This window comes from Mycobacterium sp. IDUB_36 (assembly GCF_055419225.1).
Genome location: NZ_JBVAXH010000001.1, coordinates 1432028 through 1445701, shown reverse-complemented (window position 1 = coordinate 1445701; position 13674 = coordinate 1432028). Strand labels below are relative to the sequence as shown.

Here is a 13674-nt window from a genome sequence, read left to right as displayed (position 1 = left end):
CATGTCCAAGCTCTCCACTGACGAACTGCTCGACGCCTTCAAGGAACTCACCTTGCTGGAGCTCTCGGAGTTCGTGAAGAAGTTCGAAGAGACCTTCGAGGTCACCGCGGCCGCTCCGGTCGCCGTCGCCGCCGCCGGCCCCGCCGCCGGTGCGCCCGCCGAGGCCGCTGAGGAGCAGTCGGAGTTCGACGTCATCCTCGAGGCCGCCGGTGACAAGAAGATCGGCGTCATCAAGGTCGTGCGTGAGATCGTCTCGGGCCTGGGCCTGAAAGAGGCCAAGGACCTCGTCGACGGCGCGCCGAAGGCTGTGCTGGAGAAGGCCCCCAAGGAGGCCGCCGAAGAAGCCAAGGCCAAGCTCGAGGCCGCCGGCGCCAGCGTCACCGTCAAGTAGTCGTTTCGCGAAAACCCCCGGAGCCAACAGGTTCCGGGGGTTTCGTGTATCTAGCGCTGGACCGACGCCAGCTGGGACTGCCGTACCTGGTCTGGCGAGTCACCAAGCGCGACAAGCAAATTTGAGGTCAACGCCGCAAGCACCGACCCGACGGCGTTGCCCTGCGCGCCGTAGGAGCCGGCCAGCTCCAGCATGACGAACCCGTGGATGGCCGCCCAGAACTGCGCCGCGGTCGCCACCACGGCAGCGTCGTCGTCGGGCGAGCCGTTGATCCGCCCGGCCTGCATCGCCCGATGCACGCCGCGAACGACGTGGGCGAAACTCGGGTAGTGGTCGTTGATCTCGGCCAGGCTCAGGGTCAACACGTCGTGGGCCGGTGCGTTGATGCCGTGGGCGCTGGTACTGCCGAACATCAGGCGGTACATGTGCGGGCACTCGATGGCGTAGCGGCGATACGCGATCCCGGTGGCCATCAGGTCCGCGACCGGGTCTGACGTCGACGGCATCGTCAGCGCCGCGTCGAACTGCCGCAGACCCTCTTCGGCCACCGCCGCGATCAGCCCCGGCAGGCCGCTGAAGTACGTGTACACCGCCATCGTCGACGTGCCTGCCGCGCTGGCGATCTTGCGGGTCTGCAGACCGTCCGGGCCGTCCTGGTTGAGGATGTCGACGGCAACGCCCAGCAACTCGTCGCGCACGTTGCGTTCGGCAGATGGAGCCACCGAAATATCTTGACACAGCCCCGCAGCGATCGGTATAACTTAGGAATAACAATGTTATCGCAGCTAGGAGCCAGGATGAGCGCCACCGTCAGCACGCCGCCAGTGAATCCCTATCTCGATGACTTCCTCGCGCCGGTCGATCGAGAGGTGACCGCGACCGATCTGACGGTCACCGGGCACATTCCCGAGTTCCTCGACGGGCGCTACCTGCGCAACGGCCCGAATCCGGTCGCCGAGGTCGACCCGGCCACTTACCACTGGTTCACCGGTGACGGCATGGTGCACGGCGTCTCGCTGCAGGGCGGCAACGCCAACTGGTACCGCAACCGCTGGGTTCGCAGCCCCGCCGTACGACGCGTGCTGGGGGAGCCCGCGGCGGCCGGCCGCAACCTCAGAGCCGGGATGCAGTCGCTCGGGGCCAACACCAATGTGCTGGCCCATGCGGGTAAGACGCTGGCGCTGGTCGAAGGCGGGGTCGCCAATTACGAGCTCACCGACGACCTCGACACCGTCGGGGCGTGCGACTTCGACGGCACGCTGGCCGGCGGCTACGCGGCGCACCCGCACCGCGATCCACGCACCGGCGAGCTGCACGCGGTGTCCTACTCCTTTGCGCGCGGCAATTCGGTGCAGTATTCGGTGATCGGCACCGACGGTCAGGCCCGTCGCACGGTCGACATCAAGGTGTCGGGGTCGCCGATGATGCATGACTTCTCGCTGACCGACAAATACGTCGTGCTCTACGACCTGCCGGTGACGCTCGACCCGATGCAGGTGCTGCCCAGGAACATGCCGCGGTGGATGCGGCGCCCGGCGCAGATCGTGGCCGACGCGGTGGTCGGGCAGGTCCCCGTACCCGGGCCCATCGCGGCGATGTTCAATCGCAACGACAAGCCCGTCTATCAGATGCCGTACGCCTGGAACCCGAAATATCCGGCCCGGATCGGCGTGATGCCGCGCGAGGGCGGCAACAGCGACGTGCGGTGGTTCGAGATCGAGCCGTGCTACGTCTACCACCCGCTCAACGCCTACTCCGAAATGCGCGACGGCCATGAGGTGCTGGTGCTCGACGTGGTGCGCTACGAGCGGATGTTCGACCGCGACCGGCGTGGGCCGGGCGAGGTCGCGCCCACCCTGGACCGGTGGACGATCAACCTGGCCACCGGAGCAGTGTCCAGCGAGCGCCTCGACGACCGTTCGCAAGAGTTTCCGCGGATCAACGAGACGTTGCTGGGGAGCAAGCATCGGTTCGGCTACACCGTCGGCGTCGAAGGCGGCTTCGTGGACTCAGGCAGATCCGAAATGACCTCGTCGCTCTACAAGCACGACTTGGCCACCGGATCGAGCATGGTCGCGCCGCTCGACCCCGAACTGCTGATCGGCGAGATGTCGTTCATCCCGCGCCCGGCCGCCGGTTCGGCTAGCTTGTCTGAGGACGACGGAATCCTGATCGGTTACGGATACCACCGCGGACGCGGCGAAGGCCAGCTGCTGCTACTCGATGCGCAAACGTGCGAGTCGGTGGCGACGGTCCATTTACCGCAGCGGGTACCGATGGGATTTCATGGAAACTGGGCGCCGCAGGACTAAGCAAAACTGACCCCCCTGTGCGCTACAGTGACTCAAGCCACAAGCTGGGCTTGGGCTGCGATCAGCAACATCAGCGGGAGGGTTTCGCGTGGGCATCGGTATTCAGGTAGAAGGATTGACGAAGTCCTTCGGGTCCCAGCGAATCTGGGAAGACGTCACGATGTCGATTCCAGAGGGCGAGGTCAGTGTTCTGCTGGGACCGTCCGGTACGGGTAAATCCGTCTTCCTGAAGTCGCTGATCGGTTTGCTGCGCCCCGAGCGCGGCTCGATCATCGTGGACGGCACCGACATCACCGAGTGTTCGGCCAAGGAGCTCTACGACATCCGCACCCTGTTCGGTGTGATGTTCCAGGACGGCGCCCTGTTCGGGTCGATGAACCTGTACGACAACACCGCATTCCCACTGCGCGAGCACACCAAGAAGAAGGAAGGCGAGATCCGTGACGTCGTCATGGAGAAGCTGGAGATGGTGGGTCTCGGCGGCGATGAGAAGAAGTTCCCCGGTGAGATCTCCGGTGGTATGCGCAAGCGCGCCGGCCTGGCCCGATCGCTGGTGCTGGACCCGCAGATCATTCTCTGTGACGAGCCGGACTCCGGTCTGGACCCGGTCCGTACCGCGTACCTGTCGCAGTTGCTGATCGACATCAATGCCCAGATCGACTGCACGATCCTGATCGTGACGCACAACATCAACATCGCCCGCACCGTGCCGGACAACATGGGCATGCTGTTCCGCCGCAAGCTGGTCATGTTCGGCCCCCGCGAGGTGCTGCTGACCAGCGACGAGCCGGTGGTGCGCCAATTCCTCAACGGTCGCCGTATCGGCCCGATCGGTATGTCGGAGGAAAAGGACGAGGCCACCATGGCCGAGGAGCAGGCCCACATCGAGGCCGGCCACCACGACGGTGGCACCGATGAAGTCGAAGGCGTGCCGCCGCAGATCTCGGCAACTCCCGGAATGCCGGAGCGCAAGGGAGCCAAGCGCCGCCAGGACCGAGTGCGGGAGAACCTGCACCTGCTGCCCAAGGACGCCCAAGAGGCCATCCTCGAGTCGTTCGAGAACGACAAGAACGAAAACGCGAAGAACAAGGATTACGACAGCCAGCAATCGCGACACCGCGACGAGGCCGACACCGCGTCAATTCCTACCCAACGCGGATAGCCGAATCGAAAAGGAGTTGTTCCACAGCCACGGTGCGTCACCTCTTGACTGAAGGCCCCCAAAGGGTCACTCTGTTGGGCAGAATGAATGCACGGGAATTTCGACTCGCCAGCCAGCGCCGATACCCCCGAGCACGGTAGTTGAGGAATGCGCCGTCCTGCGCTATTGTTGGACGTTGCGCTGGCTGCCTCCTGCCCACCTCACACCCGCCACACGACACCGTGGTCTTAGCTTGAGCTATCGCTGATACAGCGAATTAGCTGCGTGCGTGAGAACGGACAGATCGTTCGCCAGCCGAACCGAACAAAGTCATAGCGACAGACGGTTCCGGTGGCCTCCGGATCGCACGTCGCATGAGGTGCTGGAAGGAATGCATCTTGGCAGTCTCCCGCCAGAGCAAGAAAACCCCTCAAAGTTCGATCTCCAACAGCTCCGTACCCGGTGCTCCCGACCGAGTCTCCTTCGCCAAACTGCGCGAGCCTCTCGAGGTTCCCGGGCTGCTTGACGTTCAGACCGACTCGTTCGAGTGGCTCATCGGTCGGGAAAGCTGGCGCGAGCGCGCGGTCGAGCGTGGCGAGTCCGCCCCCAAGGGCGGCCTCGAGGAGGTGCTCGAAGAGCTGTCCCCGATCGAGGACTTCTCGGGTTCCATGTCGCTGTCCTTCTCCGACCCACGGTTCGACGAGGTCAAAGCACCCGTCGACGAGTGCAAAGACAAGGACATGACGTACGCGGCCCCGCTGTTCGTCACCGCGGAGTTCATCAACAACAACACCGGCGAGATCAAGAGCCAGACGGTGTTCATGGGTGACTTCCCGATGATGACGGAGAAGGGCACGTTCATCATCAACGGCACCGAGCGCGTGGTGGTCAGCCAGCTGGTCCGGTCGCCCGGTGTGTACTTCGACGACACCATCGACAAGTCCACCGAGAAGGTGCTGCACAGCGTCAAGGTGATCCCGAGCCGCGGTGCGTGGCTGGAGTTCGACATCGACAAGCGCGACACCGTCGGTGTCCGCATCGACCGCAAGCGTCGCCAGGCCGTCACCGTGCTGCTCAAGGCGCTGGGCTGGAGCAACGAGCAGATCCGCGAGCGCTTCGGCTTTTCCGAGATCATGATGCAGACCCTCGAGCGCGACCCCACCCAGAACTCCGATGAGGCGTTGCTGGAGATCTACCGCCGGCTGCGTCCGGGCGAGCCGCCGACCAAGGAGTCCGCGCAGACCCTGCTGGAGAACCTGTTCTTCAAGGAGAAGCGCTACGACCTGGCCCGCGTGGGTCGGTACAAGATCAACAAGAAGCTCGGCCTGAGCGCCACCCCGGCCGAGACCACGTCGACCACGTTGACCGAGGAAGACGTCGTCGCGACCGTCGAGTACCTGGTGCGCCTGCACGAGGGTCAGCCCACGATGACCGTCCCCGGTGGCGTCGAGGTGCCGGTCGAGACCGACGACATCGACCACTTCGGTAACCGTCGTCTGCGCACGGTCGGCGAGCTGATCCAGAACCAGATCCGGGTCGGTATGTCCCGGATGGAGCGCGTGGTCCGCGAGCGGATGACGACTCAGGACGTCGAGGCGATCACGCCGCAGACCCTGATCAACATCCGCCCGGTGGTCGCCGCGATCAAGGAGTTCTTCGGCACCAGCCAGCTGTCGCAGTTCATGGACCAGAACAACCCGCTGTCGGGTCTGACCCACAAGCGCCGTCTGTCGGCGCTGGGCCCCGGTGGTCTGTCCCGTGAGCGCGCCGGCCTCGAGGTTCGTGACGTGCACTCCAGCCACTACGGCCGGATGTGTCCGATCGAGACGCCGGAAGGCCCGAACATCGGTCTGATCGGTTCGCTGTCGGTGTACGCGCGGGTCAACCCGTTCGGGTTCATCGAGACGCCGTACCGCAAGGTGACCGAAGGTGTGGTGACCGACACAATCCAGTACCTGACCGCTGACGAGGAAGACCGCCACGTCGTAGCCCAGGCCAACTCGCCGATCGACGACGACGGCCGCTTCGAAGAGGACCGCGTGCTGGTCCGACGCAAGGGTGGCGAGGTCGAGTACGTGTCGTCGGCCGAGGTCGACTACATGGACGTCTCACCGCGGCAGATGGTCTCGGTGGCCACCGCGATGATCCCGTTCCTCGAGCACGACGACGCCAACCGTGCCCTGATGGGTGCCAACATGCAGCGCCAGGCGGTTCCGCTGGTACGCAGCGAGGCACCGCTGGTGGGTACCGGCATGGAGCTGCGCGCCGCGATCGACGCCGGCGATGTCGTCGTCGCCGACAAGGCCGGGGTGATCGAGGAGGTGTCTGCCGACTACATCACCGTGATGGCCGACGACGGCACCCGGCACACCTACCGGATGCGTAAGTTCGCCCGGTCCAACCACGGAACGTGCGCCAACCAGCGCCCGATCGTGGACGCCGGCGAGCGGGTCGAGTCCGGTCAGGTCATCGCCGACGGGCCGTGCACCGACAACGGTGAGATGGCGCTGGGCAAGAACCTGCTCGTTGCGATCATGCCGTGGGAGGGCCACAACTACGAGGACGCGATCATCCTGTCCAACCGCCTGGTTGAAGAGGACGTGCTCACGTCGATTCACATCGAAGAGCACGAGATCGACGCCCGCGACACCAAGCTGGGCGCCGAGGAGATCACGCGGGACATCCCGAACGTCTCCGATGAGGTGCTGGCTGACCTCGACGAGCGCGGCATCGTCCGCATCGGCGCCGAGGTCCGCGACGGCGACATCCTGGTCGGCAAGGTCACTCCGAAGGGTGAGACCGAGCTGACCCCGGAGGAGCGGCTGCTCCGCGCGATCTTCGGTGAGAAGGCCCGCGAGGTCCGCGACACTTCGCTGAAGGTGCCGCACGGTGAGTCCGGCAAGGTCATCGGCATCCGGGTGTTCTCCCGCGAAGACGACGACGAGTTGCCCGCCGGCGTCAACGAGTTGGTCCGCGTCTACGTCGCGCAGAAGCGCAAGATCTCCGACGGTGACAAGCTGGCCGGCCGCCACGGCAACAAGGGCGTCATCGGCAAGATCCTGCCCGCCGAGGACATGCCGTTCATGCCCGACGGAACGCCGGTGGACATCATCCTGAACACCCACGGTGTGCCGCGACGGATGAACATCGGCCAGATCCTGGAGACCCACCTCGGGTGGGTGGCCAAGGCCGGCTGGAACATCGAAGGGTCGCCCGAGTGGGCGGCGAACCTGCCCGCGGATCTGCACACCTCCGAGCCGGACGCGATCGTCGCGACGCCGGTGTTCGACGGCGCCAAAGAGGACGAGCTGACGGGCCTGCTGGCCTCGACGCTGCCCAACCGCGACGGCGAAGTGATGGTGAACGCAGACGGCAAGGCGCGGTTGTTCGATGGCCGCAGCGGCGAGCCGTTCCCGTACCCGGTGACCGTCGGCTACATGTACATCATGAAGCTGCACCACCTGGTGGACGACAAGATCCACGCCCGCTCCACCGGCCCGTACTCGATGATCACCCAGCAGCCGCTGGGCGGTAAGGCGCAGTTCGGTGGACAGCGATTCGGCGAGATGGAGTGCTGGGCCATGCAGGCCTACGGTGCCGCGTACACGCTGCAGGAGCTCCTGACCATCAAGTCCGACGACACCGTCGGCCGGGTCAAGGTGTACGAGGCGATCGTCAAGGGCGAGAACATCCCCGAGCCGGGTATTCCCGAGTCGTTCAAGGTGCTTCTCAAAGAGCTGCAGTCGCTGTGCCTCAACGTCGAGGTGCTCTCCAGCGACGGTGCCGCCATCGAGATGCGCGATGGCGACGACGAGGACCTGGAGCGCGCTGCGGCGAACCTGGGAATCAACTTGTCGCGCAACGAGTCTGCGTCCGTCGAGGACTTGGCCTAATCGGTGAGCGCTTGCGCGAGCCGGCCATTGAACACAGTGGTTTCGATTTCTAAACCCGCAAGGGGAAAGGGAGTTACGTGTTAGACGTCAACTTCTTCGATGAACTCCGTATCGGCCTGGCCACGGCGGAGGACATCCGTAACTGGTCCTTCGGTGAGGTCAAGAAGCCGGAGACGATCAACTACCGCACCTTGAAGCCGGAGAAGGACGGCCTGTTCTGCGAGAAGATCTTCGGACCGACTCGCGACTGGGAGTGCTACTGCGGCAAGTACAAGCGCGTCCGCTTCAAGGGCATCATCTGTGAGCGCTGTGGCGTCGAGGTGACTCGCGCCAAGGTGCGTCGTGAGCGGATGGGCCACATCGAGCTGGCCGCGCCGGTCACCCACATCTGGTACTTCAAGGGCGTGCCGTCGCGGTTGGGCTACCTGCTCGACCTGGCGCCGAAGGATCTCGAGAAGATCATCTACTTCGCCGCCTACGTGATCACCGCGGTCGACGACGAGATGCGGCACAACGAGCTGTCGACTCTCGAGGCCGAGATGGTGGTCGAGCGCAAGGCGATCGAAGACCAGCGCGACAGCGACCTGGAAACGCGGGCGCAGAAGCTGGAAGCCGACCTCGCCGAGTTGGAGGCCGAAGGCGCGAAAGCCGATGCGCGGCGCAAGGTTCGCGACGGTGGCGAGCGTGAGATGCGCCAGCTCCGGGACCGTACCCAGCGCGAGCTGGACCGGCTGGAGGAGATCTGGACGACGTTCACCAAGCTGGCTCCCAAGCAGCTGATCGTCGACGAGAACCTCTACCGCGAGCTGATCGACCGCTACGGCGAGTACTTCACCGGTGCCATGGGCGCGGAGTCGATCCAGAAGCTGATCGAGACGTTCGACATCCACGCCGAGGCCGACAACCTTCGTGACGTGATCAAGAACGGCAAGGGGCAGAAGAAGCTCCGTGCCCTCAAGCGTCTGAAAGTCGTTGCGGCATTCCAGCAGTCGGGCAACTCGCCGATGGGCATGGTCCTCGATGCCGTTCCGGTGATCCCGCCGGAGCTGCGTCCGATGGTGCAGCTGGACGGTGGCCGCTTCGCGACCTCCGACCTCAACGACCTGTACCGCCGCGTGATCAACCGCAACAACCGACTCAAGAGGCTGATCGACCTCGGCGCGCCCGAGATCATCGTCAACAACGAGAAGCGGATGCTGCAGGAGTCGGTCGACGCGCTGTTCGACAACGGCCGTCGCGGACGCCCGGTCACCGGACCGGGTAACCGCCCGCTGAAGTCGCTGTCCGACCTGCTGAAGGGTAAGCAGGGCCGGTTCCGCCAGAACCTGCTCGGTAAGCGTGTCGACTACTCGGGACGTTCGGTCATCGTGGTCGGCCCGCAGCTCAAGCTGCACCAGTGCGGTCTGCCCAAGCTGATGGCACTCGAGCTGTTCAAGCCGTTCGTGATGAAGCGACTGGTCGACCTGAACCACGCGCAGAACATCAAGAGCGCCAAGCGGATGGTCGAGCGTCAGCGCCCCCAGGTGTGGGATGTCCTCGAAGAGGTCATCGCCGAGCACCCGGTGTTGCTGAACCGTGCACCGACGCTGCACCGGCTGGGTATCCAGGCTTTCGAGCCACAGCTGGTGGAGGGCAAGGCCATTCAGCTGCACCCGTTGGTGTGTGAGGCGTTCAATGCCGACTTCGACGGTGACCAGATGGCCGTGCACCTGCCGTTGAGCGCCGAGGCGCAGGCCGAGGCTCGCATCCTGATGCTGTCGTCGAACAACATCCTGTCGCCGGCCTCGGGTCGCCCGTTGGCCATGCCGCGGCTGGACATGGTGACCGGGTTGTACTTCCTGACCACCGAGATCCCCGGCGACCAGGGCGAATACACGCCTGCCGCCAAGGATCAGCCGGAGTCCGGGGTCTACTCGTCGCCGGCCGAGGCCATCATGGCGCTGGACCGCGGTGCGCTCAGCGTGCGCGCCAAGATCAAGGTCCGGCTGACGCAGCTGCGTCCGCCGGTCGAGATCGAGGCCGCGCAGTTCGGTCAAAACGGTTGGCAGCCAGGCGATCCCTGGATCGCCGAGACGACGCTGGGCCGAGTGATCTTCAACGAGCTGTTGCCCGTCGGGTATCCGTTCGTGGACAAGCAGATGCACAAGAAGGTGCAGGCTGCGATCATCAACGACCTGGCCGAGCGGTACCCGATGATCGTGGTGGCGCAGACCGTCGACAAGCTCAAGGACGCCGGTTTCCACTGGGCCACCCGTTCGGGTGTCACGGTGTCCATGGCCGACGTGCTGGTGCCGCCGAACAAGGCCGAGATCTTGGATGCCTACGAAGGTCGGGCCGACAAGGTCGAAAAGCAGTTCCAGCGCGGTGCTTTGAACAAGGACGAGCGCAACGAAGCCTTGGTCGAGATCTGGAAGGAAGCCACCGACGAGGTGGGTGAGGCTCTTCGCGAGCACTACCCGTCCGACAACCCGATCATCACGATCGTCGACTCGGGTGCCACCGGTAACTTCACCCAGACGCGAACGCTGGCCGGCATGAAGGGCCTGGTGACCAACCCGAAGGGTGAGTTCATCCCGCGCCCGATCAAGTCGTCCTTCCGTGAAGGCCTGACGGTGTTGGAGTACTTCATCAACACCCACGGCGCACGTAAGGGCCTGGCGGACACCGCGCTTCGTACCGCTGACTCGGGTTACCTGACCCGTCGTCTGGTCGACGTGTCGCAGGACGTCATCGTCCGCGAGACCGACTGTGGCACCGAGCGTGGCATCCTGGTCGAGCTGGCCGAGCGTGGCCCGGACGGCGTGCTGATCCGTGATCCGCACATCGAAACCTCGGCGTACGCACGGACTTTGGGTACCGATGCGACCGACGAGGCGGGCAACGTCGTCGCCGCTCGTGGCGAGGACCTCGGTGACCCGCAGATCGATGCGCTGCTGGCGGCCGGCATCACGCAGGTGAAGGTCCGCTCCGTGCTGACCTGCACCACGGGTACCGGTGTCTGCGCGACCTGCTACGGCCGGTCGATGGCCACCGGCAAGCTGGTCGACATCGGTGAGGCCGTGGGTATCGTTGCGGCACAGTCGATTGGTGAGCCCGGCACGCAGCTGACCATGCGTACCTTCCACCAGGGTGGTGTCGGTGAGGACATCACCGGCGGTCTGCCCCGTGTGCAGGAGCTGTTCGAGGCCCGCGTGCCGCGCGGTAAGGCACCGATCGCCGACGTCACCGGACGGGTTCGTCTGGAAGACGGCGAGCGCTTCTACAAGATCACCATCATCCCGGATGACGGTGGCGAAGAGGTTGTCTACGACAAGCTCTCGAAGCGTCAGCGTCTGCGCGTCTTCAAGCACGAGGACGGCTCCGAGCGGCTGCTCACCGATGGTGACCACGTCGAGGTGGGTCAGCAGCTGATGGAAGGCTCGGCCGACCCGCACGAGGTGCTGCGCGTGCAGGGCCCCCGCGAGGTGCAGATCCACCTGACCAAGGAGGTCCAGGAGGTCTACCGCGCCCAGGGTGTGTCCATTCACGACAAGCACATCGAGGTGATCGTCCGGCAGATGCTGCGCCGGGTGACGATCATCGACTCGGGTTCGACGGAGTTCCTGCCCGGATCGCTGATCGACCGTGCCGAGTTCGAGGCGTCGAACCGCCGCGTGGTGGCCGAGGGCACCGAGCCCGCGGCCGGACGTCCGGTGCTGATGGGTATCACCAAGGCGTCGCTGGCCACCGACTCGTGGCTGTCGGCGGCGTCGTTCCAGGAGACCACGCGTGTGCTGACCGATGCGGCGATCAACTGCCGCAGCGACAAGCTGCAGGGTCTGAAGGAGAACGTGATCATCGGAAAGCTGATCCCGGCCGGTACCGGCATCAACCGGTACCGCAACATTCAGGTGCAGCCGACCGAGGAAGCCCGCGCTGCGGCGTACACGATCCCGTCTTACGAGGATCAGTACTACAGCCCGGACTTCGGCCAGGCGACCGGAGCCGCGGTTCCGCTGGACGACTACGGATACTCCGACTACCGTTAGAGCAACACTTCGATAGCCCCCGCTATCGGCGCACAACGAAAAGGCCCCGGGTCAACCCCCGGGGCTTTTTCGTGCGCGGGGCCCTGCCGTCCCATCCGTACCAGCTACCACCGAGGAACTCGGTAGTCGGTGTGCCCACCTCACAGCGACAATCGGCAGTAAGCGGACTCAACTGGTCGACGTTGTCGCTCGAAGGCGGGCATGGCGTTGCATGCTCGCGTTCCTGTGACTCATGAGAAGCTGCCAGGCTGTCCGGCCGGCTCACTAGACTGGCCGTCGTGCTTATCGGTTCACACATCAGCCCGCAGGATCCGCTGGCCACCGCTGCCGCCGAGAACGCCGACGTCGTGCAGATCTTCCTCGGCAACCCGCAGAGCTGGAAGGCCCCTAAACCGCGTGAGGACGCCGCGGAACTCAAGGCCGCGGCGCTGCCGATCTATGTGCATGCGCCGTACCTGATCAATGTCGCCTCGGCGAACAACCGGGTGCGGATCCCGTCGCGCAAGATTCTGCAGCAGACCTGTGATGCCGCCACCGAGATCGGAGCCGCCGCGATCATCGTGCACGGCGGACACGTCACCGAGGACGACGATCTCGACGAGGGCTTCCTGCGTTGGCGTAAGGCACTCGATCGCCTGGAGACGAAAGTCCCTGTCTACCTGGAGAACACCGCCGGCGGCGACCACGCCATGGCCCGGCACTTCGACACCATCGCGCGGCTGTGGGACCACATCGGCGACGCCGGGGTCGGGTTCTGCCTCGACACCTGCCACGCCTGGGCGGCGGGGGAGGGGCTCGTCGACGCCGTCGACCGGATCAAGGCCATCACCGGTCGTATCGACCTGGTGCACTGCAACGATTCCAAGGACTCGGCCGGCTCCGGCCGCGACCGGCATGCGAATTTCGGCACCGGTCAGATCGATCCCGAACTGCTGGTGGCGGTGGTCAAGGCCGCCGACGCGCCAGTGATCTGCGAGACGGCCGAAGAGGGGCGCAAGGACGACATCGCTTTCCTGCGGGAGAAGACGAGCGCCTGAGATGCGACATCGGATCGCGATGCTGCTCGGCGTCGTGCTGCTGCTGGCCGGATGTGCGGTCCTGCACCCGAAGCCACCGTCGGGCTTCGTCGACGGCGCCAGCATCCACACCATCGGGGTGGCCGGGCACGACCGGGTCTACCGCCTGCACAAGCCCACCGGGCTGACCGGTCCGGCAAGCCTGGTCGTCGTGCTGCACGGTGGCTTCGGCAGCGCCGAGCAAGCCGAAAGATCCTACGGCTGGGACCAATTGGCCGACTCGGCAAAATTCGTCGCGGTGTACCCCGACGGCGTCAAACGGGCGTGGAACGTCAACGGCGGCGGCTGCTGCGGCCGACCGGCCCAGCAGAACATCGACGACGTCGGCTTCATCAGCGCGGTGGTGGCGGACGTGTCGAAACACATCGGCATCGACGCCGCACGGGTGTTTGCGACCGGCATGAGCAACGGCGGCATCATGTCGTACACGCTGGCGTGCACCACCACGCTGTTCGCCGCGATTGGCCCGGTCGCCGGCACGCAACTGGATCCGTGCCGAACTCCGCAGCCGGCCTCGGTGATGGCCATCCACGGCACTGCCGACCCGATGGTCCCTTACGGCGGCGGGCCCGGCCACGGGTTCGCGCACATCGACGGGCCGCCGGTACCGGAGCTGAATGCGTTGTGGCGCAAGCTCGATGACTGCCGGCCGCCGACCGAGACGACCGATGGTCAGGTCACCACATCGACCGCCGCGTGTGCCGGGGGGCGCGGTGTGGCGCTGGTGACGGTCGCCGATGGAGGGCACCATTGGCCGGACTTCGCCACCGCCAAGCTCTGGGAGTTCTTCGCGGCCCACCACCGCTGAGCATTACACCTCTTGTGCGGTTGTA

8 protein-coding genes are annotated in these 13674 nt (G+C 65.2%); 7 read left to right on the top strand and 1 reads right to left on the bottom strand.

The window, feature by feature from the left end:
• Position 1: 1 nt before the first annotated feature.
• Positions 2-391 carry a 50S ribosomal protein L7/L12 gene (rplL, locus tag ACZYW1_RS07090; protein WP_463784410.1) on the top strand — a complete coding sequence of 130 codons (390 nt, stop codon included), beginning with the start codon at positions 2-4 and terminating at the stop codon, positions 389-391.
• A 50-nt stretch (positions 392-441) separates the two neighbouring features.
• Here rplL and ACZYW1_RS07085 read toward each other — a convergent pair whose 3' ends face one another.
• Positions 442-1113: a TetR/AcrR family transcriptional regulator gene (locus ACZYW1_RS07085; RefSeq protein ID WP_463784409.1), complete on the bottom strand. Its 672-nt coding sequence runs from the start codon at positions 1111-1113 to the stop codon at positions 442-444.
• Between the two features lie 75 nt (positions 1114-1188).
• On the opposite strand from ACZYW1_RS07085, the gene ACZYW1_RS07080 reads away from it, so the two are divergent.
• The 6 genes from ACZYW1_RS07080 (at position 1189) to ACZYW1_RS07055 (ending at position 13649) form a co-directional block, all read left to right on the top strand.
• A complete protein-coding gene (locus ACZYW1_RS07080; RefSeq protein ID WP_463784407.1) occupies positions 1189-2703 on the top strand; it encodes a carotenoid oxygenase family protein in 1515 nt (504 codons plus the stop codon).
• Between the two features lie 88 nt (positions 2704-2791).
• Complete coding sequence (locus ACZYW1_RS07075; RefSeq protein WP_463784406.1) at positions 2792-3865, top strand: ABC transporter ATP-binding protein; 1074 nt, start codon at positions 2792-2794, stop codon at positions 3863-3865.
• A 377-nt stretch (positions 3866-4242) separates the two neighbouring features.
• On the top strand, positions 4243-7737 hold the full coding sequence (rpoB, locus tag ACZYW1_RS07070; RefSeq protein WP_463784404.1) for a DNA-directed RNA polymerase subunit beta: 3495 nt from the start codon (positions 4243-4245) through the stop codon (positions 7735-7737).
• 77 nt (positions 7738-7814) lie between these two features.
• Entirely contained in the window at positions 7815-11765 is a 3951-nt protein-coding gene (locus ACZYW1_RS07065; protein ID WP_463784403.1) for a DNA-directed RNA polymerase subunit beta', read from the top strand.
• A gap of 278 nt (positions 11766-12043) precedes the next feature.
• On the top strand, positions 12044-12802 hold the full coding sequence (locus ACZYW1_RS07060; RefSeq protein WP_463784399.1) for a deoxyribonuclease IV: 759 nt from the start codon (positions 12044-12046) through the stop codon (positions 12800-12802).
• Between the two features lies 1 nt (position 12803).
• Entirely contained in the window at positions 12804-13649 is an 846-nt protein-coding gene (locus ACZYW1_RS07055; protein ID WP_463784397.1) for a CE1 family esterase, read from the top strand.
• Positions 13650-13674: the final 25 nt, after the last annotated feature.